This window comes from Streptomyces sp. NPDC002817, from assembly GCF_053592055.1.
In genome coordinates this window covers 232,563-252,836 of record NZ_JBSFUY010000010.1, presented here as the reverse complement: position 1 = coordinate 252,836, position 20,274 = coordinate 232,563, and the positions used below count along the sequence as shown (strand labels likewise).

General features: G+C 70.0%; 20 protein-coding genes. 14 read left to right on the top strand and 6 right to left on the bottom strand.

What is annotated here, in order from left to right:
- Window positions 1-87: 87 nt before the first annotated feature.
- On the bottom strand, window positions 88-330 hold the full coding sequence (locus ACWD3I_RS21775; RefSeq protein WP_365414045.1) for a mycoredoxin: 243 nt from the start codon (window positions 328-330) through the stop codon (window positions 88-90).
- A 183-nt stretch (window positions 331-513) separates the two neighbouring features.
- On the opposite strand from ACWD3I_RS21775, the gene ACWD3I_RS21770 reads away from it, so the two are divergent.
- From ACWD3I_RS21770 to ACWD3I_RS21750, 5 genes are all read left to right on the top strand, one after another.
- Window positions 514-2,712 (top strand): ATP-dependent DNA helicase UvrD2, encoded by a 2,199-nt coding sequence (locus ACWD3I_RS21770; protein ID WP_365414047.1) that lies wholly within the window; start codon window positions 514-516, stop codon window positions 2,710-2,712.
- Window positions 2,713-2,910: 198 nt separating this feature from the next.
- Window positions 2,911-3,195, top strand: a complete 285-nt coding sequence (locus ACWD3I_RS21765; protein ID WP_095046840.1) for a hypothetical protein — start codon at window positions 2,911-2,913, stop codon at window positions 3,193-3,195.
- Window positions 3,196-3,353: 158 nt separating this feature from the next.
- A complete protein-coding gene (locus tag ACWD3I_RS21760) occupies window positions 3,354-3,722 on the top strand; it encodes a WhiB family transcriptional regulator (RefSeq protein ID WP_046262221.1) in 369 nt (122 codons plus the stop codon).
- Window positions 3,719-4,045, top strand: coding sequence for a hypothetical protein (locus ACWD3I_RS21755; RefSeq protein WP_365414049.1), 327 nt, complete (start codon window positions 3,719-3,721; stop codon window positions 4,043-4,045). The genes ACWD3I_RS21760 and ACWD3I_RS21755 overlap by 4 nt, the downstream gene beginning before the upstream one ends.
- Window positions 4,046-4,182: 137 nt before the next feature.
- On the top strand, window positions 4,183-4,392 hold the full coding sequence (locus tag ACWD3I_RS21750) for a hypothetical protein (protein ID WP_365412513.1): 210 nt from the start codon (window positions 4,183-4,185) through the stop codon (window positions 4,390-4,392).
- Between the two features lie 42 nt (window positions 4,393-4,434).
- Here the strand turns inward: ACWD3I_RS21750 and ACWD3I_RS21745 are convergent, their stop codons facing one another.
- Both ACWD3I_RS21745 and ACWD3I_RS21740 read right to left on the bottom strand, forming a co-directional pair.
- Window positions 4,435-5,799, bottom strand: coding sequence for an ABC1 kinase family protein (locus ACWD3I_RS21745; RefSeq protein ID WP_365412511.1), 1,365 nt, complete (start codon window positions 5,797-5,799; stop codon window positions 4,435-4,437).
- Entirely contained in the window at window positions 5,792-7,036 is a 1,245-nt protein-coding gene (locus ACWD3I_RS21740) for a ThiF family adenylyltransferase (RefSeq protein ID WP_451084138.1), read from the bottom strand. The genes ACWD3I_RS21745 and ACWD3I_RS21740 overlap by 8 nt, the downstream gene beginning before the upstream one ends.
- A 231-nt stretch (window positions 7,037-7,267) precedes the next feature.
- On the opposite strand from ACWD3I_RS21740, the gene ACWD3I_RS21735 reads away from it, so the two are divergent.
- From ACWD3I_RS21735 to ACWD3I_RS21720, 4 genes are all read left to right on the top strand, one after another.
- The gene (locus ACWD3I_RS21735) at window positions 7,268-7,864 is read left to right on the top strand and encodes a M48 metallopeptidase family protein (RefSeq protein WP_365412509.1); all 597 of its coding nucleotides are present in this window, start codon (window positions 7,268-7,270) and stop codon (window positions 7,862-7,864) included.
- Between the two features lie 116 nt (window positions 7,865-7,980).
- Window positions 7,981-9,663: a TerD family protein gene (locus ACWD3I_RS21730; RefSeq protein ID WP_365412507.1), complete on the top strand. Its 1,683-nt coding sequence runs from the start codon at window positions 7,981-7,983 to the stop codon at window positions 9,661-9,663.
- Window positions 9,664-9,674: 11 nt separating this feature from the next.
- Window positions 9,675-10,355, top strand: coding sequence for an AIM24 family protein (locus ACWD3I_RS21725; protein ID WP_062718094.1), 681 nt, complete (start codon window positions 9,675-9,677; stop codon window positions 10,353-10,355).
- Between the two features lie 17 nt (window positions 10,356-10,372).
- Complete coding sequence (locus ACWD3I_RS21720) at window positions 10,373-11,128, top strand: AIM24 family protein (protein ID WP_365412505.1); 756 nt, start codon at window positions 10,373-10,375, stop codon at window positions 11,126-11,128.
- 134 nt (window positions 11,129-11,262) lie between these two features.
- Here ACWD3I_RS21720 and ACWD3I_RS21715 read toward each other — a convergent pair whose 3' ends face one another.
- Window positions 11,263-11,784 carry an NUDIX hydrolase gene (locus tag ACWD3I_RS21715; RefSeq protein WP_365412503.1) on the bottom strand — a complete coding sequence of 174 codons (522 nt, stop codon included), beginning with the start codon at window positions 11,782-11,784 and terminating at the stop codon, window positions 11,263-11,265.
- Window positions 11,781-13,211: a zinc-dependent metalloprotease gene (locus tag ACWD3I_RS21710; protein WP_365412501.1), complete on the bottom strand. Its 1,431-nt coding sequence runs from the start codon at window positions 13,209-13,211 to the stop codon at window positions 11,781-11,783. Before ACWD3I_RS21710 ends, ACWD3I_RS21715 begins: the two co-directional genes overlap by 4 nt.
- Before the next feature lie 193 nt (window positions 13,212-13,404).
- Between ACWD3I_RS21710 and ACWD3I_RS21705 the strand changes: the two genes are divergently transcribed.
- From ACWD3I_RS21705 to ACWD3I_RS21690, 4 genes are all read left to right on the top strand, one after another.
- The gene (locus tag ACWD3I_RS21705) at window positions 13,405-14,517 is read left to right on the top strand and encodes an SDR family oxidoreductase (protein WP_365412499.1); all 1,113 of its coding nucleotides are present in this window, start codon (window positions 13,405-13,407) and stop codon (window positions 14,515-14,517) included.
- A gap of 102 nt (window positions 14,518-14,619) precedes the next feature.
- On the top strand, window positions 14,620-15,081 hold the full coding sequence (locus tag ACWD3I_RS21700; protein ID WP_266888296.1) for a molybdenum cofactor biosynthesis protein MoaE: 462 nt from the start codon (window positions 14,620-14,622) through the stop codon (window positions 15,079-15,081).
- 138 nt (window positions 15,082-15,219) lie between these two features.
- A complete protein-coding gene (locus tag ACWD3I_RS21695) occupies window positions 15,220-15,375 on the top strand; it encodes a hypothetical protein (RefSeq protein WP_365412496.1) in 156 nt (51 codons plus the stop codon).
- 58 nt (window positions 15,376-15,433) lie between these two features.
- Window positions 15,434-16,531 (top strand): YlbL family protein, encoded by a 1,098-nt coding sequence (locus tag ACWD3I_RS21690; protein WP_365412494.1) that lies wholly within the window; start codon window positions 15,434-15,436, stop codon window positions 16,529-16,531.
- Between the two features lie 94 nt (window positions 16,532-16,625).
- Here the strand turns inward: ACWD3I_RS21690 and ACWD3I_RS21685 are convergent, their stop codons facing one another.
- Complete coding sequence (locus tag ACWD3I_RS21685; protein ID WP_266888290.1) at window positions 16,626-17,168, bottom strand: PPA1309 family protein; 543 nt, start codon at window positions 17,166-17,168, stop codon at window positions 16,626-16,628.
- Window positions 17,169-17,331: 163 nt separating this feature from the next.
- Between ACWD3I_RS21685 and ACWD3I_RS21680 the strand changes: the two genes are divergently transcribed.
- Window positions 17,332-20,262, top strand: a complete 2,931-nt coding sequence (locus tag ACWD3I_RS21680) for a UPF0182 family membrane protein (RefSeq protein WP_365412515.1) — start codon at window positions 17,332-17,334, stop codon at window positions 20,260-20,262.
- Window positions 20,263-20,274: the final 12 nt, after the last annotated feature.

Here is a 20,274-nt window from a genome sequence, read left to right as displayed (position 1 = left end):
GCCACTCGATCCGGTGGTCGAGGCCGTCAGGGCGGGCGGCGAGTTCGACGGCGTACGCGCGTCCACTGCGTTGCGCTGTACGCCTGCTTACACGGCGACCTTCTGCTTCACCTGGGCGAGCGACGGGTTCGTCAGCGTCGAACCGTCGGCGAACAGCACGGTCGGGACCGTCTGGTTTCCGCCATTCGCCTTCTCGACGAACGCCGCGGACGCCGGGTCCTGCTCGATGTTGATCTCGGTGTACGCGATGCCCTCGCGCTCCAGCTGCTTCTTCAGCCGCTGGCAGTAGCCGCACCACGTGGTGCTGTACATCGTCACAGTGCCCTGCATGTCTCGCGCGCTCCTCTGGTGGCTCGGGGACGAGGTGGTCCACACGGTGGAACGTATGCGACCGGAGCGCCATTCCCGACCGCACTGCCCGGCTGGGTGACGCCTGCCGCATTAGTACGACTGCGAGCCCCTGCCTGTGGACAACCGGCACAGCCGTCCCCGCCGACCTGGCAGCATGGCGGTGTGACAGCAGCAACGCACTCCACCCTTTTCCCGCAGGTCCCGGACACGGCCGACGCGGTGCTCGAAGGGCTTGATCCCGAGCAGCGCGAAGTGGCCTTGGCGCTGCACGGGCCGGTGTGCGTGCTGGCGGGCGCCGGTACGGGCAAGACACGGGCGATCACCCACCGCATCGCCTACGGAGTGCGCGCCGGCATCCTGCAGCCCTCCAGCGTGCTGGCCGTCACCTTCACCAACCGCGCCGCCGGTGAGATGCGCGGCCGGCTCCGCCAGCTCGGTGCCGCCGGGGTCCAGGCCCGCACCTTCCACTCGGCCGCCCTGCGCCAGCTCCAGTACTTCTGGCCGAAAGCGGTCGGAGGTTCCATGCCCCGGCTCGTCGACCGCAAGATCCAGCTCGTCGTCGACGCGGCCGCCGCCTGCCGTATCCGCCTCGACCGGGGCGAGCTGCGGGACGTCACCGCCGAGATCGAGTGGTCCAAGGTCACCCAGACCGTCCCCGGCGACTACGCCCTCGCGGCCGCGAAGGCGGGCCGGGACGTCCCCCGCAACCCCGCCGAGGTCGCCCAGCTCTTCGCCGCCTACGAGGACCTCAAGCGCGAGCGCGGCGTCATCGACTTCGAGGACGTCCTGCTGCTGACGGTGGCCGTCCTCCAGGACCGTCACGACATCGCCGACCAGGTCCGCGCCCAGTACCAGCACTTCGTCGTCGACGAGTACCAGGACGTCAGCCCCCTCCAGCAGCGCCTGCTGGAGCTGTGGCTCGGCGACCGGGACGACCTCTGCGTGGTCGGCGACGCCAGCCAGACGATCTACTCGTTCACGGGAGCAACTCCCGACCATCTTCTCGACTTCCGCACCCGCCACCCCGGTGCCACCGTCGTCAAGCTGGTCCGCGACTACCGCTCCACCCCCCAGGTCGTCCATCTCGCCAACGGCCTGCTCGCCCAGGCCAGCGGCCGCGCCGCCGATCACCGCCTGGAGCTGGTCTCGCAGCGCGCTGCCGGCCCCGAGCCCGTCTACACCGAGTACACCGACGAGCCCGCCGAGGCCGAGGGCGCCGCCCGCCGCATCCGCGAACTGATGTCCGCCGGTGTCCCTGCCGCCGAGATCGCCGTCCTGTTCCGTACGAACGCCCAGTCCGAGACGTACGAACAGGCCCTCGCCGACGCGGGCGTCCCCTATCAGCTGCGCGGCGCCGAACGCTTCTTCGACCGACCTGAGGTGCGCAAGGCCGGCATCGCGCTGCGCGCCGCCTCCCGCTTCGGCGGCAACGACGCCCTCCTGGACGACGCCCCCGACCTGCCCTCCGAGGTGCGTGCCGTGCTCTCCGGAGAGGGCTGGACCACCGAGCCCCCGGCAGGATCCGGCGCGGTCAGAGAGCGCTGGGAGTCGCTGGCCGCCCTGGTGAACCTGGCCCAGGACTTCGCTGCTGCCAGATCCGGCGCCACCCTCGCCGACCTCGTCGCGGAACTGGACGAGCGGGCGGGCGCCCAACACGCCCCGACCGTCCAGGGCGTCACTCTCGCCTCCCTGCACTCGGCCAAGGGCCTGGAGTGGGACGTCGTCTTCCTGGTCGGGGTCGCCGAGGGCATGATGCCGATCACCTACGCAAAGACCGACGAGCAGATCGAGGAGGAGCGCCGTCTCCTCTACGTCGGCGTCACTCGTGCCCGAGAGCACCTCCATGTCTCCTGGGCACTGTCCCGCTCGCCCGGCGGACGCCCCAATCGCCGCCCCAGCCGCTTCCTCGACGGACTGCGCCCCGGCTCGACCGGCGCCGCCGCGCGCGCCGCCACCGGCGGCCCCGGCGGCGTGGAGCGCGGCTTCACGAGCGGTACGGCCGGTGCCGTGCCCAGGCGGACCCAGCGCACCCCGGCCCGCTGCCGGGTCTGCGGGCGCACTCTCACCGACGCCGGCGAGATGAAGCTGATGCGGTGCGAGGACTGTCCCTCCGACATGGACGAGGGCCTCTACGAGCGGTTGCGCGAGTGGCGGGCGGAGCAGGCGAGCCGCAGCGGACAGCCCGCGTTCTGCGTCTTCACCGACAAGACACTGATGGCGATCGCCGAGGCCGTCCCCGACGACGAGGGCGAGCTCGCGCGGATCCCCGGGGTCGGCGTCCGCAAGTTCAACCGTTTCGGAGCCGATGTGCTGGCGATCTGCGCAGGCCAGGAGCCCGGGGCGGAAGAAGCGGGGAACTGATCCGAACTCGTCGAAAAAATAGTTTGCGCATGCCCCGGCAATCCCCATAGGTTCTTAGCCACGGGAACGGAGGCCTTCTCGAAGGCCCCGATTCCGTGCTCTACTTACATACCCGCAGGACCGGTTCACGCCGGTCTCCCGAGACGCCGAGAGGAGGCGAGTCCAGTGACCAGCATCAACGCCAGCTTCACCGCGAAAATGACCGATCGCTCGGTCGTCGCCTCCCTGTGCATGCTCGCTGTCTCGAACCAGGGCACCGGTCTGTCCGGCATTCGTGTCGCCGGTCCGGCAGCCTCCGTGTCTCGCGCCGGTCTTCCCGTTCGTGAGCGCAATGAGCGACCGACGAAGGCACTGGAAGCAGTAGAGGGTCAGGCGCATGCCTATGCCTTTACGGCAGCCGGTGCCGGAAGCCGGAAGCAGGCGACGCAGCACCACCTGATGTGGGCCTTCCGTGGGCCAGAACCCTGGAGTGATCCAGCCTGATTGATCAGGCCGGCGCCTTCAGGGCCGCGGAACCCCATCCGGGATCCGCGGCCCTTCTGTTTGTCCAAGCACTTGGACAGCGGAGCGAAGGGGCCTCGGGACCAGTAAGCCGACTACCGGTCCAACAGGGCCGGACCGACAGACGAGGAAGACGAACCGTGCAACTCGAAGCGCACGCCCCGTCCGTACCGCCTTCCGAAACGATCCCCCCGCCCGGCCTCACGGAGGACTCCACCTTGATCCCGCTCACTGCGCTCACCGCGCTCGACGACGCCATCGAGAGCCTCGGCGTACCCGTCCCCTGCCGTTCGTACGACCCGGAGGTCTTCTTCGCCGAGTCGCCGGCCGACGTCGAGTACGCCAAGTCCCTCTGCCGCACCTGCCCGCTGATGGAGGCCTGCCTCGCCGGCGCCAAGGAGCGGCGTGAGCCCTGGGGCGTCTGGGGTGGCGAGCTGTTCGTCCAGGGTGTCGTCGTCGCCCGGAAGCGGCCGCGTGGTCGCCCGCGCAAGAACCCGGTCATGGCATGAACACCATCGCAGGAACGATCGACCGCCCCCTCACGCTCGACCCCAAGAAGCAGGCCCCGATGAAGCCGTCCACCACCGAGCCCGCCGGCTCCGCGATTCCAGACTTCACCACCGTTGGTGCGAGTGACTTGCGCCAGAACAGGACCCGAGAGATGCAACTTCAACCAGAAGCCCTGGCTCGTGCGCATATGCACGAGCGACTGCACGAGGCGCAGCAGGAACGCCGGGCCGTGAGCCTGGCGGCCGCGCGCCGCATGCAGCGCCGGGCCGAGCGCGCCTCGATGCGCGCCCGCCGTGCGCTGGCCATCGCGGTCATGCAGTAAGCGAAAACACCTGAAGCAGTGGCCTTCCGGACTCCGGGAGGCGAAAGCTCCCCTCGGGGGCCGGTCCGTTCGCACGGACCGGCCCCCGCGGTGCGTTGCGCCCGCCGATCCGCCGACCACGGCGATATCGTCGCCGCGTGACGAGTCTTCCCGGGGGCAGCGAAGACGGCGGCTCCGCCACGGAGCCCCAGCCTCTCGTGTGCGCCCGCTGCGGCACGACCGCCGACGGCCCGCGGCCCACCTGGATCTGCTCCGTGGAGAACGGCGTCCGTCAGTACTTCTGCGACACCTGCTCGAGGGACAACCTCAGGGCGATCGAGGGGCGCTTGGACTCGGCTTGGTGGTAGGGCCTCGATGACGCCTTGCCGCCGCCCCGGTTCACCAGCGGCTCACGCCTCTACGGCCGATTCCTCGGTCTCCTCCTCCAGCACGAACCCCGGCAGCCACTCCTCCAGCTCCTCCCGCAGCCGTACCGTCGCGCCCAGTTGGCACAGGACGCCGATCGTGCTCAGGGTCACGCGGTGTATGAGGAGGTATGCCGGGGGGAGATTGAGCTGCTTGCCCAGCTGGTAGGCGGGGGAGCGGATGTCGGCGATGCGGGCGGCCTGGCTGCGCATCCAGCCGCGGGTGAAGGTGAACTCGTCGAGCAGGGCCGGTTCGATGATCGGCCGGAGGTAGTCGAGCACGGCGTCGGGTTCCAGCTCTATGGACTCCTTGACGAAGCCCTCCAGACACAGCAGTTCGTAGACGGCCTCCGCCTCGCCGTCGAGGGTCATGCGCAGGGAGTCGCCGATGGGGGTGGGCAGTCCGCCCGGGAGGCGGTCGACCGTGCCGAAGTCCAGGACGCCCAGGCGCCAGTCGTCCTCGCCGCCGGGGCCGCCGGGCAGGAGGCGGAAGTTGCCGGGGTGCGGGTCGGCGTGGAGCAGGCCGGTGCGGGCGGGGCCGGAGAAGAGGAAGCGGGCCAGCAGTTGGCCGGCGCGGTCGCGCTGTTCCGGGGTGCCGTCCGAGATGACCTCCGACAGGGGGACGCCGTTCATCCACTCGGTGATCAGGATCTGGTCGCACTGGTGGACCACCGCCGGCACCACGACGTCCGGATCGTCCGCGAACTCGTCGGCATGGGCCTGCTGGGCCTGGGCCTCCAGGCCGTAGTCCAGTTCCTCGGAGACCCGGTCCCTCAGTTCCGCGATGAGCGGCTTGATGTCCATGCCGGGGATCAGCGGGCCCAAAAGTCGGGCGAAACGGCTCAATTGGTTCAGGTCGGACAAGAGGGCGTCACCGGCCCCCGGGTACTGCACCTTGACCGCCACCTCGCGGCCGTCGTGCCACACGGCATGGTGCACCTGGCCGATCGACGCCGCGGCGGAGGGCTTGTCCTCGAACTCCACGAACAGTTCCTGCCAGTCCTCCCCGAGTCGCTCCTCCAGCACCCGGTGCACCGTGCGCGTCGGCATCGGCGGCGCCGCCTCCTGGAGCTTGGTCAGCGCGGCCCGATAGGGACCGGCGACCTCCTCGGGCAGCGCCGACTCGAAGACGGACAGGGCCTGGCCGAACTTCATCGCACCGCCCTTGAGCTCGCCGAGCACCTTGAACAGTTGCTCCGCCGTGCGCTGTTGCAGCTCACGGCCGACGATCTCCGCGGACTCCCCGACGATTCTCTTGCCGAGCCCCCAGGTCGCCCGGCCTGCGAAGCCGAGCGGGAGCGCGGCGAGCTTGGCGGTACGGGTGACCGCCTTGCGGGGAAGATCAGACATGCGCCCTCCAGGTCCCAGCAGGCCGTGCCGCATCCGCCTCGCGGCGCAATTCCTTCGACGGCCCTTGCTCCGCCATTGTCTCGTGCGACTCCCCGTCCTTGACGGTGTGTTCCTCCTTACCTTTCTGCGCGGCTCCGCACCGGCATGCGGGATGCGCCCAGACCGGCCGAGCATGCCAGTTCAGGGCGGGGAGGGAGACCTCCCAGCGGGCGCCGGCACTCGACGGGGTCCGACCGTCGAGAAAGGACAGGGCGTGCGCGGCCGCCAGCCCCGCCACCGTAGTGGCAAGCGCCAGGTCGCACGGACGCACCTGGCGCGACCGCCCCGAACCCGACCGCCACTGCGCGACCAGCCGGGGCCACACCGGGTCCCGGTCCGCACGTCCCTCGTGCAGACAGCCCGCGCAACTCGTCACCCCGGGCAGGACGAGAGGGCCGACGACACCGGTCGCCTCCACGACACCGGCGTACAGATGGGGCGTACCGGAGTCGACGAGGGGGTCGGCGGGTGGCGGGGCGTGCACCGCGACGTCGTCCCTCGGGGCGAGGATCACCAGGGAGAAACCGGGCTCGCCGTCCCCGGAGGCCGGCCGGCGGGGAGAGCGGTCCGGCGCGGACCGGCGTGCCGCACGGCGGGCGGCCTCGTCCCTGCGCTCGCCGATCGCCTCGGCGGGCAGCCCGCCCGGCGCGACGTCCCACGGCTCGACCTCGCCGACGTCACGCACATCGACCTCGCCGACCCCGGCGCCGGCCAGCAGCGAGGCCAGCACCGAGCCCACCCGGCCCGCGCCCCTGACCTGTACGCGCAGGGAGCGACGGGCGGCCAGCAGCTCGATCCCCTCGCCCGGTTCGGACGTCGTCAGGGACAGCGAGGCCAGATCGGGGCGGAGCCGGTCGAGGACCCGCTTCTTCCTTCGCAGGGTGTCACCGGCCCGGCCGCCGCCCCGCGCGTCGTCGAGCAGCCCGGCCCGCGCCAGCCGCTCCAGGAGCCGGTCGACATGGCCGTCGGGCAGATCCATGCGCCGCCCCTCCTCGCGCAGCAGCCCCGGACCTCGGGTGCCGTTGAGCAGGTCGAGGAAACTGCCCGTAGCCGTGTCCATCGGACCCAGCGTCATCGCGTGCGCCGGGGTCATCCCGAACTGCACGGTGTTCAGGTCGCGCCAGCCGCGCCGCAGCGCGGGCTTCACCAGCGGAACCAGCGGGATCGCCGTAACCGGCGGATCTTGTGAAGACTGCATGACAGGCCCCCGTAGCCCTCGTGGAACATCCCCGTCCGCCGCCCGGAGCCCCTCGGTTCTCGGTGGTGGCTCCGTCGGCGAATGCCAGCATGCCCGGATCGGCGATTCGCCGCCGAAAGTTGTCCACAGGCGGTGGGTATTCGTCGTACAAATCAAACGCATGGTGGGGGATCCGGACCGAACCGTCCCGGAGTCGGGACTTCCAGCACTCACAGCGGGTAACGTCGGGGCGTGTCCGCCGACCCACTGAACCGCGCCGGAACACCACAGCGACGCACGTCGAGCCAGCCGCCCAGCGGCTCGGGTGCGAGCGCGATCGAGGTGCGCAGGAGCGCCCGACGACGCCGGACGGTCTCCGCGTACCGCGAGGGCGACCGCACCGTCGTGCTGATCCCTGCCCGGATGTCCGAGGCGGAGGAGCAACGCTGGGTGAGCGTCATGCTCGACAAGCTGGCCGCCCAGGAGAGCAAGCGGGTACTCGGCGACACCGAACTGGCCGAGCGCGCCGAACGGCTGTCGGCCCAGTACTTCGACGGACGCGCCCGGCCCGCCTCGGTGCGCTGGGTCACCAACCAGAACACCCGCTGGGGCTCGTGCACCCCCTCCGAGAGCAGCATCCGCCTCTCGCACCGGCTGCAGGGGATGCCCGAATACGTCGTCGACTACGTCCTCGTCCATGAGCTCGCGCATCTGCTCGTCCCCGGACACGGGCCCCGCTTCTGGCGGCTCCTGGAGGCGTACCCGCGCACCGAGCGGGCCCGGGGCTATCTCGAAGGCGTGGTCGCGGCCGAGCGGCTGCCCCATTTGCCCGGGGCGCGCGGAGAGTGACCGACGTCCCCGACCGGGGATTGTGTACCGGGTCTGTACCGACTTCGTCCACTGTCCGAGTTTGCCGTTAGCCTGGCGCGACGCACTCGCACTTGGATGGGGGACGGTCGTTACGCATGGCCAGGGAATTCCAACGCGGCCACAAGGCCAAGGTCAGTGACCTCACCGCGGGCACGGATCTGTACGTAGGTGTGCAGATCACCGGCCCCGGACTGAGCTTCGACATCAGCTGCTTCGGTCTCGACTCCGACGAACGGCTCTCGGACGACCGGTACTTCGTCTTCTTCAACCAGCCGAAGTCCCCTGAGGAGTCCATCCAGCTTCTGGGCGCCCAGGCGGGTGACTCCGAGTCCTTCCGGGTCACCCTCGACCGGATCCCGGCGCAGATCCAGAAGCTGTCCTTCACGGCGACGATCGACGGCGCCGGCCAGATGTCGCAGGTCGCCCCCGGATACCTCCGGATCGTGGCGGGCGGCGAGGAAGTGGCCCGCTACTCGTTCAACGGCTCGGAGTTCTCCACCGAGCGGGCCGTGATGCTGGGCGACTTCTACCTGAAGGACGTCTGGCGGTTCGCCGCGGTCGGACAGGGCTTCGACGGCGGCCTCGACGCACTGCTGAAGAACTTCGGCGGCGAGGTCGCCGAGGAGGAGGCCCCCGCGGCCCCGCCGCAGCCGCAGGCCGGCGCCACGCCGGGCTTCGCCCCGCCGGCCCAGGCCACCGCGCCGCCCGCGTTCGGCGCCCCGGCGCCCGCGCCCGCCCCGGCCCCCGCGCCTGCCCCGCAGGGCTTCGCGCCCCCGCCCGGAGCGACTCCGCCCCCGGCCCCGGCGCCCGCGCCGAACATGCACGCCCAGCCCACCATCATCGCGCCCATGACCCCGCCCGGCGGCGCCCCGGTACCGCCTCCGGCCCCGGCTCCCGCGCCCTACGGCCAGCCGCAGCAGCAGCCCCCGTACGGCCAGCCCACCCCGCCGCCCGGCTACGGCGCCCAGCCTCAGGCCCCGCAGGCGCCCCAGGCTCCGGGCCCGCCGCCCGGCTACGGCCAGCCGACCCCGCCCCCGGGCTACGGTCAGCAGCCTCCGTACGGCCAGGTCCCGGGTCAGCAGGCCCCCTACGGCGCGCCCCAGGGCGCACCCCAGGCCGCCGGGGTCGCCGGCGCTCTCCAGCAGTTCAAGGAGACGCCCACCGGTCAGCGCTGGACGCAGCAGAACAAGAAGCTCGTCCGTGTCGACCTCGGCGTCGGCGGGCAACCCGTGCTGGCCCGGCAGGGCAGCATGGTGCTCTACCAGGGCAAGGTCGACTTCAGCTACAAGGGCGCGGGCTTCGCCGGCCGGGTCGTCGGCAACGCGACCGGCCAGGAGATGCAGCTGATGCGCTGCACCGGCCAGGGGCAGGTCTTCCTCGCCGAGAACTCCACGATGCTGCACCCCATCGAACTCCAGGGCGACGGCATCTGCGTCTCCGCCGAGAACGTCCTCGCCTTCGACGAGAGCCTCCAGTACGAGGTCCGCCGTATCGAAGGACACGGCATCCCGGGCGGCGCGCTCTTCACGATGCTGTTCCAGGGCACCGGCACGATCGTCCTCAAGACGCACGGCACGCCCGTGGTGCTGCCGGTGACGCCCACGACGTTCGCCGACGCCAACGCCGTGGTCGCCTGGTCGTCCGCCGCCCAGGTGGTCGTCTCCAGCCAGGTCCGGATGCGGCGCAACGCCTACCCGGGCGACACCGGGGAGAGCGTCAACCTGCAGTTCCGGGCCGCGCCCGGCAACTTCATCGTCGTCCAGCCGTACGAGATCTGAGGGAGTCCGTCATGAACCAGCCACTCGCGGGCTTCGCTCCCGCACCCGTCACGGCCCGCATGGAGAACCACGGCAACCACATGGCGAAGATCGCCATGCAGACCGGGAACGACCTCTTCGCGCGCGTGGGTTCGATGGTCGCCTACGAAGGGTTCGTCCAGTACGAGCCCAACCCGCCGGCCGTGCGCCAGATCGCCAAGGACTGGATGACCGGCGAGGGCGCGCCCCTGATGAAGTGCACCGGCGACGGACTGCTCTATCTCGCCGACTACGGAGCCAACGTGGTCGTCATCAACCTCAACGGCGACGGCATCTCCGTCAACGCCACCAACCTGCTCGCCTTCGACGCGCACCTCACCTGGGGTGTCGAGCGCGTGAAGGGCCTGGCGAAGTTCGCCGGGCAGGGACTGTGGAACACCAAGATCTCCGGGCAGGGCTGGGTCGCGCTGACCTCCCGGGGCAAGCCGATCGTCGTCGACTGCGGCGGCGGCGAGGACGAGACGTACGTCGACCCCGACGCGCTCGTCGCCTGGTCCCCGAACCTCAAGGTGAAGGGCAAGCGCAGCTTCAAGGCGCAGTCGCTCATCGGCCGGGGCAGCGGTGAGGCCTACCAGATGGCCTTCTCGGGCCAGGGCATCGTCGTCGTCCAGCCCAGCGAGGACAGCACCGACCGTCTCCGGGTCCGGGGCTGAGGGGGAGCCAGAACGTCATGCAGAGTCCGCTTTTCGCCTACAACGACCAGCAGACCCAGGACCGCTGGAGCCTGCAGAACAAGCAGATGCTCCGCGTCAGCCTGGAGGGCCACGACGACATCCTCGCCCGCAAGGGCACGATGGTCGCCTACCAGGGCCTGATGGAGTTCGACGCCGAGTACCAGAGCAACCAGCAGGGACGCGCGCGTGCGAGCACCGGTGAGGGCCTGGATCTGATGCGCTGCCACGGGCAGGGCACGGTCTACCTCGCCAACCTCAAGCAGCACGTGCACCTGGTGGACGTGGAGCAGGACGGACTGACCGTCGACAGCAGCTATGTCCTCGCCATGGACTCCTCGCTGCACCACGAGGTCATCGCCGTCGACAGCCTCTACGGCATCTCCGGCTCGGGGAAGTACCAGCTCAACATCACCGGCCGCGGCAAGGTCGCCCTCATGACCTCCGGCGCGCCGCTGATGATGCAGGTGACGCCCGACAAGTACGTCAACTGCGACGCCGACGCGATCGTCGCCTGGTCGACCTCGCTGCGCGTCCAGATGCAGGCCCAGACGCACTCCTCCGGGGTGTTCCGGCGCCGGGGCAACACCGGTGAGGGCTGGGAGCTCAGCTTCATGGGCAGCGGTTACGCGATCGTCCAGCCCAGCGAGCTGCTGCCACCGCAGAACGCCCAGATCGGCTCCGGCATCGCCGCGCAGTACGGGGTGGGACAGCAGGGGGCGCGGGGGCAGAACCAGGGCAACGTCTGGAGCTGATCGCTCCGCGGGGAAGGCAGAAGGCCGGCTGCGGGCTCGTCGTGGCTGGTCGCGCAGTTCCCCGCGCCCCTGAAGGGGCGCGACCGAACCGCCTGTGCAAGGGGCGACCGCCTATTGCGGTCGCCCCTTACGCGTCACAGCCGCGCGCGCGTCGCTTCCAGCAGTCGTACGACGGACTCGTCCGCCACGTCCGCCACCTCGTCATAGCCGAACCAGCGCAGGTCCAGGGACTCGTCGCTGATCGCCTCCACGGTTCCGGCCGGGGCCAGTGCCGCGTACTGGACGTCGAAGTGCCAGTGGCAGGGCGCCGGGATGGGGTGCCGGTCCAGCCGGACCGGGCCGCCCGGCAGCAGTGTCAGGCCCGCGATACCGGACTCCTCGGTCGCCTCGCGCAGCGCCGCGGCGGCCACCGTCGCGTCGCCCGGCTCGCAGTGGCCGCCCATCTGGAGCCACATCCGCAGCTTCTTGTGGAGGGTCAGCAGGACCTGTCCGCGCGACGGGTCGATCACCAGCGCGCTCGCCGTGATGTGACCGTCCTCGCAGGCCTTCCACATGCCGTCCGGGTGGGCCGCCAAGTGGTCGAGGTATGTCTGGCGCAGCTCTTCCTGGTCCTCGTACCCCTTCAGTACGAGGACCGCGTCGTCGTGCAGGCTCACTCGGTGTCGCCGTCGTCCTTCTTCTTGAGGTCGGGCTTCTCGGCGGAGCCGCTCGCCGCCTCGCCGAGCATCTTGTCCAGCTCGGAGAAGTCCAGCTGCTCGCGGTGCACGAAGCCGTCCGGGTCGTCCAGGTCGGAGGCGGTCGGGAGCATGTCCGGGTGGGCCCACAGACCGTCCCGGCCGTCGACACCGCGCGCGTCCGTGAGCGAGGCCCACAGACGGGAGGCGTCCCGCAGGCGGCGGGGGCGCAGCTCCAGGCCGATCAGCGTCGCGAAGGTCTGCTCGGCGGGGCCGCCCGAGGCGCGACGGCGGCGCAGGGTCTCGCGCAGCGCGTCCGCGGACGACAGACGCGGCTTCGCGGCCGCGTGGACCACCGCGTCCACCCAGCCCTCGACGAGCGCCAGAGCCGTCTCCAGACGGGCCAGGGCCGCCTTCTGCTCGGGCGTGTCCTCCGGCTGGAACATGCCCTGCTGGAGGGCGTCCTGCAGCTGCTCGGGGTTCTGCGGGTCGAACTGGCCGACCACGTCCTCGAGCTTGGCGGTGTCGACCTTGATCCCGCGCGCATACCCCTCGACAGCGCCGAACAGGTGCGAGCGCAGCCACGGCACGTGCGCGAAGAGGCGCTGGTGGGCGGCCTCGCGCAGGGCGAGATACAGCCGCACCTCCTCCTTGGCCACGCCGAGGTCCTTGCCGAACGCCTCGATGTTGAGCGGCAGCAGCGCGGCCCGGCCGGCCGGGCCCAGCGGCAGGCCGATGTCGGTGGAGCCGACGACCTCGCCCGCGAGCACGCCGACGGCCTGCCCGATCTGCTGGCCGAACATGGCGCCGCCCATCGAGCGCATCATGCCGATCAGCGGGCCCGCCATGGCCTGCATCTCCTCCGGCAGCACGTCGCCCATGGCGGTGCCGACGCGCTCGGCGACCGGGTCGACGAGCTCCTTCCACGCGGGCAGGGTCGCCTCGACCCACTCCGCGCGGGACCACGCCACGGCGGAGCCCGCGCCGGACGGCAGGGACGTCGCGTCGTCGAGCCACAGGTCGGCCAGGCGGACGGCCTCCTCGACCGCGGTGCGCTCGGCGGGGCCGACGCTCGCGTCCTTGGTGCCGTCGGCGGTGCCCTGGGAGACCGTCTGGCGGGCGATCTGCTTGGCCATGTCCCAGTTCACCGGGCCGCCCTCGTACGAGAGCATCTGGCCCAGCTGCTGGAACGCGGCGCCCAGGTCGTTGGGGTTCAGGGAACCGAACATGGCAGCGAACGGGTTGTCGGCACCAGGGGCACCGAAGCCGCCGGCTCCGGGCAGCCCGCCGAAACCGAACGGGTTGGCCGGGCCCTGACCACCACCGCTCTGCTGGTCCTTCTTCTTGCCCTCGTCGCCGTCGTCCGGCTCCTCCGGCGGAAGGCCGAATCCGAATGGGGTGTCACTCACGGGATTCCTCGGCTGGTAAGGCCGCCGGTTTCTCTCCGACGGCGCGACTGCCCGATAACACCACCCAGCCTAGACACCGCGGGCGGATCGGGCCTCGGTGCTCCGCCGAGTCTCGGCCTGCGGCAGGATGGATGCCACCTGGTACGTACGCGTCACTCGCGCCCGTACTGAAGACAACCGCTGGAGACGCCCGGTGAGTTCCCCTGATCCACAGGTTCGCGCAGCGCGAAACCAGTCAACCCATCCCGGTGTGCGCGGGCCCGTCGTCGCCGTGACCGGCGCCGCCGCCGGTGTCGGCGCGCTGCTCACCGAGCGGCTCGCCGCCTCGGAGGAGATCAAGCAGGTCATCGCCATCGACGAGCGGCGAGGCGAGTGCGCGGCGGCGCAGTGGCACATCCTGGATGTGCGGGATCCGGCGATCGCGGAGAAGCTGCGGGGCGCGGACGTCGTGGTGCATCTGGCGCTCGATCTCGATCTGGAGACCGACGGCGCCGCCCGTACGGCCTACAACGTGCGCGGTACGCAGACCGTGCTGACCGCCGCGGCCGCGGCCGGCGTGCACCGGGTCGTGCTGTGCACCTCCGCCATGGTCTACGGCGCCCTTCCGGACAACGAGCTGCCGCTGTCCGAGGACGCGGAGCTGCGGGCGACCGCGGAGGCCACCGGGGTCGGGGACCTGCTGGAGGTCGAGCGGCTCGCGCGGCGCGCTCCGCGGGCGCACCCCGGGCTCAATGTCACCGTGGTGCGGCCCGCTGTCCTGGTCGGAGGCACCGACACCGCGCTGACCAGGTACTTCGAGTCGCCGCGGCTGCTGGTCGTGGCCGGCTCCCGGCCCGCCTGGCAGTTCTGTCACGTCGAGGATCTGTGCAGTGCTCTGGAGTACGCCGTCCTGGAGAAGGTCGAGGGCGAGCTCGCCGTCGGGTGTGACGGATGGCTGGAGCAGGAGGAGGTCGAGGAGCTCAGCGGGATCCGGCGCATGGAGCTGCCGTCGGCCGTCGCGCTGGGCGCGGCGGCCCGGCTGCACCGGATCGGGCTCACGCCGTCTCCGGCCGGGGATCTCGCCTACACGATGTACCCCTGGGTGGTGAGCGGCAGCCGGCTCCACGACGCCGGATGGCGGCCGCAGTGGACCAACGAGGAGGTCCTCGCGGAGCTGCTGGAGGAGGTCTCCGGACGGCACACGGTCGCGGGCCGCCGACTGGGTCGCAAGGACGCGACGGCCGCGGGTGCCGCGGGCGCGACGGTGGCGCTGCTGGGCGCGGCGGCCGTGGTGCGGCGGGCCCGGAAGGCCCGGCGGCGGATCTGAGGTCGAGGAGGCCGGGCCTGTAGGAGGCTCCAAACGCCAACGCGTGTGTGCCGGTGGATAGCGCTATTCCGTGTGATCGCGGGCATGGGGCACGATGGGGGCATGGCAGCCATCGACGATCACCCCGGTGAGCGGGGCGCGCAGGACGCGATCAAGCTCATCGCCATTCGTGAGACCGCGCTCTCCCTGGACGAGGTCTTCAAGGCCGTCGGGGACGACGCGGCCGGGGGGACCGCGCTGTTCGTGGGGACCGTGCGCAACCACGACGGCGGGGCCGACGTCGACGAGCTCGGGTACTCGTGCCATCCGAGCGCCGAGGCGGAGATGCGGCGGATCGCGGAGAAGGTCGTCGCCGAGTACCCCGTGCGGGCGCTGGCCGCGGTGCATCGCGTGGGGGATCTGAGCGTCGGGGATCTCGCGGTCGTCGTCGCCGTGTCCTGTCCGCATCGCGGGGAGGCCTTCGAGGCCTGCCGGAAGCTGATCGACGACCTCAAGCACGAAGTGCCGATCTGGAAGCACCAGAAGTTCTCGGACGGCACCGAGGAGTGGGTCGGCGCCTGCTGAACCCCACGGCCTCTGCTGAACCCTTCCTTCTCTCCCCTCCGGTTGCGTAACCGCACCCCTGGCATGAGCGTTGTCAGTGCGGATGGTTAATCTGCTGATCAGTCAGTTGCGGTCGCGCACCGGGGTTGGGAGGACAGCATGGCGGCGCTCGCCTGGTTGCTGATTCCGCTTTTGGCTGCGATCGGCGCAGGTCTATGGGGCAGTTGGGCCAACCGGACCCGGAGGACACGCGGCGACGGGCCCGAGCTGGACGGGTACGCCCGGTTCCGCAAGGCCATGGAGAAGCAACCCTGAGACAGTCCTGAGGCAGCCCTGACGGGTCGCTGACAGGGGCGTCCCGTACTGTCGTGGCATGCCACGCCGCACCGCGACGATGCTCGCCTCCACCCTGATGCTGATCGCGCTCCTGTGCGCGGGTGTGTTGATCCCCGTGCCGTACGCGGAGATGTCCCCGGGGCCGACGGTGAACACCCTGGGCGATCACGACGGCGAGCCGGTGCTCCAGATCTCCGGCCGGAAGACGTACGCGACGAGCGGGCATCTGAACATGACCACCGTGCGGGTCACCAGCGCCGACTACAAGATGAACATCGTCGAGGCCGTGTACGGGTGGCTCGCGCACGACAACAAGGTCGTGCCGCACGACACGCTGTACCCGGACGGCAAGACCGAGGAACAGTCCACCCAGGAGAACGCCGAGGAGTTCAGCCAGTCCCAGGAGAGCGCCAAGGTCGCCGCCCTGAAGGAACTGGACGTCCCCGTGAAGTCCTTCGTGATCGTCTCCACGGTCGTCAAGGACTCCCCGGCCGAGGGCAGGCTGCACGCCGGTGACGTCATCAAGGCCGTCGACGGGACCACCGTCAAGGAGCCCGCCGACGTCGCCGAGCTGGTCACCAAGCACAAGGCCGGCGAGAAGGTCGTCTTTACCATCGTGCCCGCCAAGGAGCAGGCCGCCGCGGAGAAGGAGCAGCGGACGGCGACCAGGACCGAGGACGTGACCGTCACGACCAAGGCGTCCGACGACGACGGCGAGAAGCGCGCCATCGTCGGGATCTCCGCCGGGACCGACCACACCTTCCCGTTCACCATCGACATCAAGCTCGCCGACGTCGGAGGGCCGAGCGCCGGGCTCATGTTCGCGCTCGGCATCTACGACAAGCTCACCCCGGGCAGCCTCACCGGCGGCAAGTTCGTGGCCGGCACCGGGACCATCGACGACGACGGCAAGGTCGGCCCGATCGGCGGCATCGAGATGAAGACCGTCGGGGCCCGCGACAAGGGCGCCCAGTACTTCCTCACGCCCGCCGACAACTGCGCGGCCGCCGCCAAGGACACCCCCGGCGGGCTCACGCTGGTCAAGGTGAAGACCATCGAGGACGCCCTCGGCGCCCTCGACGACATCCGCTCCGGCGACACCGCCGACCTGCCCAAGTGCACGACCAAGGGCTGACGGAACAGACACGCGCGCGTACGTGAACGGGGGCGCCCCAAGACCAGGGGCGCCCCCGTTCACGTACGAGAAGAGGCCGTCGTACCGGAAGAACTCAGTCCTCGAACGTCGCCGACAGCGCCTCCGCGAGCCCCGGTACCAGGGCGCCGCCCGTGAGGACCTCCGTCGGGGAGTCCTTCTCGCGCAGTCGCAGGGCGGAGTCGCGGGTGCCGTCGCGCAGGACCGCGACCGTCATGCGGACCTCCTGGCGGTCGGGGTGCTTCGCGACCCACTGGGAGAGCTTCTTGTCGCTCAGGCCCTCCGGGACCGACGCCTCGGCGGACGGCGGGAGCATCAGGCGCTCCACCGTCAGGGCGCAGCCGACGACCGGGTCGGGCCAGGCGATCGTGCCGAGGAACTCGTCCAGCGGCTTGCCCGCCGGGATCTCCTCCTGCTCGATCGGGGTGAGGCCGGTGGTCGCCTGCTCGTCCTCCAGGCCGAGCTGGGCCGCGAGGCCCGGTTCCTGAGCGCGCAGCCGGGCGGTGTCTACGAGGGCGAAGAGGCGAGCGGGCTGGTCCCAGCCGAGGCCGGAAACGTACTCGTCGATCTCGAGTACGGCCCGGGTCAGAGGGCTCGCTGCCATGGGTGTGTTGGACATGGTCACAATCCTGCCTCGTTCATGGCCCGAATCGGGAACCGAGTAAAGCGTGAGTAAGTTGCATAGGTGAGGGCCTACGATCACGTGGCCCACGGACGGCCCGCGGGGACGCGGGTCTGACGGACCAACAGCGACTTTCGAGGTGCGCACCTTGGCTTTCCAGATGCCGGACCGCGGCGGAGGCCCGACGGGGCCACGGATCAGAGTGGGCCGCCCGTCCCGGCGTGTCCGGACCCTGCTCATGACACTGGGCGTCCTTGCCGTGCTCGGCATGGCGTTCACCATGTTCGCCGGGTTCTGGACGGACTGGCTCTGGTACCGGTCGGTGAACTACTCGTCCGTGTTCACGACGACCCTGTGGACGAAGATCGGGCTGTTCTTCGTCTTCGGTCTGCTGATGGCCCTGGCGGTCGGCTTCAACATCTGGCTGGCGCACCGGCTGCGGCCACCGCTGAGTGCCATGTCGATGGAGCAGCAGAACCTCGACCGCTACCGCATGGGCATCGCGCCCTACAAGAAGTGGCTGCTCCTGGGGATCACCGCGCTGGTCGGCCTCATCGCCGGCGCCTCGGCGTCGAGCCAGTGGCGGACCTGGCTGATGTGGGTCAACGGTGTGTCCTTCGGTGAGAAGGACCCGCAGTTCAAGCTCGACATCTCCTTCTTCACCTTCGACCTGCCCTGGTACCGGTTCCTGCTCGGCTTCGGCTTCGCAGCCGCGATCCTGTCCGTGATCGCCGCCGCGCTGACGCACTACCTGTACGGCGGGCTCAGGATCACCAGCCCGGGAGCGCGCGCCACGGCCGCCGCCACGGGCCATCTGTCGGTGCTGATGGGCATCTTCGTCGCCCTGAAGGCGGTGGCCTACTGGCTCGACCGGTACGGCCTCGCGGTCAAGTCCAGCGACTTCAAGGCGACCGACAACTGGACCGGCCTGAGGTACGTCGACGCGAACGCCTATCTGCCGGCCAAGACGATCCTGTTCTGCATCGCCGTCATCTGCGCCCTGCTGTTCTTCGCCACCCTGTGGCGGCGCACCTGGCAGCTGCCCGTCATCGGCTTCGGTCTGATGGTGCTGTCGGCGATCCTCATCGGCGGTCTCTACCCGGCGATCGTCCAGAAGTTCCAGGTCCAGCCGAACGAGCAGGCCAAGGAAGCGCCCTACGTCACCAAGAACCTCAAGGCGACGCGTGAGGCGTACGGCATCGACGACGCCAACGTCAGCGAGTACGCGGGCACGTCCACGACCACGGACAAGACCAAGCTGCGCGACGACGTCGACACCACGGCCAGCATCCGGGTGATGGACCCGAACATCGCCTCGCCGACGTTCCAGCAGCTCCAGCAGATGCGTAACTACTACGCGTTCCCGACCAACCTGGACGTCGACCGCTACACCAAGGACGGCAAGGACCAGGACACGGTCATCGGTCTGCGCGAACTGAACCTCGCCGGCATTCCGAAGAACAACTGGATCAACGACCACTTCCGCTACACCCACGGTTACGGCGTGGTCGCCGCCAAGGGCACCACCGCCGACTCCGAGGGCCGCCCGGTCTTCACCGAGTCCGACCTGCCCTCGCAGGGTGACCTCGGGACGTACCAGCAGCGGGTCTACTACGGTGAGAAGACCACCGAGTACTCGATCGTCGGCGGTCCCCAGAAGGAGATCGACTACTCCGACGACAGCGGCGAGAAGACCTTCAGCTACACCGGCAAGAGCGGGGTCAACCTCTCCAACCCGGTCAACCGGGCCGCGTACGCGGTGGCGTTCAACGAGCCGCAGATCCTCTACTCCGGCGCGATCGGCGAGGGTTCGCGGATTCTGTACAACCGCACGCCCAAGGAGCGCGTCGAGGCGGTCGCCCCGTGGCTGACCATCGACGGCGACGCCTACCCGGCGGTCGTGGACGGGAAGATCGAGTGGATCGTCGACGCGTACACGACGACGAACGGCTACCCGTACTCGTCCCGTACGACCCTCGGTGACACCACGGCCGACTCGCTGACCGCGACGAACAACTCGCGCGCGGTGGTGGCCCAGCAGAACCAGGTCAACTACATCCGCAACTCGGTGAAGGCAACCGTCGACGCCTACACCGGCGAGGTCAAGCTGTACCAGTGGGACACCAAGGACCCGGTCCTGAAGACCTGGATGAAGGCGTTCCCGGGCACGGTGAAGGCGAAGACCGCGATCTCGGACTCGCTCATGGCCCATCTGCGCTACCCGCAGGACCTGTTCAAGGTCCAGCGCGAGCTGCTCAGCCGGTACCACGTGAAGGACGCGACGACGTTCCTCAGCGGCTCCGAGGTGTGGCAGGTGCCGGACGACCCGACCAACCAGTCGGGCGACGCGGTGCCGCCGTACTACCTGAGCATGAAGATGCCCGACCAGAAGGCGCAGGCGTTCTCGCTCACGACGACGTTCACGCCCAACGGCCGTGATCAGCTCAGCGCGTTCATGTCGGTCGACGCCGAGGCGGGCACCAGTGACTACGGCAAGATCAGAATCCTGAAACTGCCGACGAACACCAGCGTCCAAGGCCCCAAACAGGTACAGAGCCAGTTCAACTCCGAACAGGACATCGCCGAGACCATCAGCCTCCTCAACAGAGGTGATTCCAAGGTCGAGTACGGCAACCTGCTGACGGTGCCGCTCGACGGAGGACTGCTCTACGTGGAGCCGGTCTACGTACGCGGTGGCGGGCTGAAGTACCCGCTGCTGCGGAAGGTGTTGGTGACCTACGGAGGCAACACAGCCTTCGAGGACACCCTCGACGAGGCCCTCAACAAGGTGTTCGGGGCGGACGGCGAGACCACCACGCCACCGGAGGACGACGACGGGGGCACGACGACTCCGCCACCGACCTCCGACAACCCGACGGTCCAAGAGGCGTTGAACGACGCCCAGAAGGCCTTCGAGGACGGCCAGGAAGCCCTGAAGAAGGGCGACTGGGAGGCGTACGGCCTGGCGCAGAAGGATCTGGAGGAAGCGCTGCGACGGGCCGAGGACGCACAGGCCGCGGAAGACAAGACCGGCGGCAGCAGCCCAAGTCCGAGCGGCAGTCCGAGCCCGAGCAGCAGTCCCAGCGGCTGATCAGTTCCTGAG

Coding starts and splice junctions, on each gene's coding strand:
- ACWD3I_RS21775 (WP_365414045.1), bottom strand. CDS start 330: ATGCAGGGCACTGTGACGATGTACAGCACCACGTGGTGCGGCTACTGC.
- ACWD3I_RS21765 (WP_095046840.1), top strand. CDS start 2,911: ATGACCGATCGCTCGGTCGTCGCCTCCCTGTGCATGCTCGCTGTCTCG.
- ACWD3I_RS21755 (WP_365414049.1), top strand. CDS start 3,719: ATGAACACCATCGCAGGAACGATCGACCGCCCCCTCACGCTCGACCCC.
- ACWD3I_RS21745 (WP_365412511.1), bottom strand. CDS start 5,799: ATGTCTGATCTTCCCCGCAAGGCGGTCACCCGTACCGCCAAGCTCGCC.
- ACWD3I_RS21740 (WP_451084138.1), bottom strand. CDS start 7,036: ATGCAGTCTTCACAAGATCCGCCGGTTACGGCGATCCCGCTGGTTCCG.
- ACWD3I_RS21730 (WP_365412507.1), top strand. CDS start 7,981: ATGGCCAGGGAATTCCAACGCGGCCACAAGGCCAAGGTCAGTGACCTC.
- ACWD3I_RS21725 (WP_062718094.1), top strand. CDS start 9,675: ATGAACCAGCCACTCGCGGGCTTCGCTCCCGCACCCGTCACGGCCCGC.
- ACWD3I_RS21720 (WP_365412505.1), top strand. CDS start 10,373: ATGCAGAGTCCGCTTTTCGCCTACAACGACCAGCAGACCCAGGACCGC.
- ACWD3I_RS21700 (WP_266888296.1), top strand. CDS start 14,620: ATGGCAGCCATCGACGATCACCCCGGTGAGCGGGGCGCGCAGGACGCG.
- ACWD3I_RS21695 (WP_365412496.1), top strand. CDS start 15,220: ATGGCGGCGCTCGCCTGGTTGCTGATTCCGCTTTTGGCTGCGATCGGC.
- ACWD3I_RS21690 (WP_365412494.1), top strand. CDS start 15,434: ATGCCACGCCGCACCGCGACGATGCTCGCCTCCACCCTGATGCTGATC.
- ACWD3I_RS21685 (WP_266888290.1), bottom strand. CDS start 17,168: ATGTCCAACACACCCATGGCAGCGAGCCCTCTGACCCGGGCCGTACTC.
- ACWD3I_RS21680 (WP_365412515.1), top strand. CDS start 17,332: ATGCCGGACCGCGGCGGAGGCCCGACGGGGCCACGGATCAGAGTGGGC.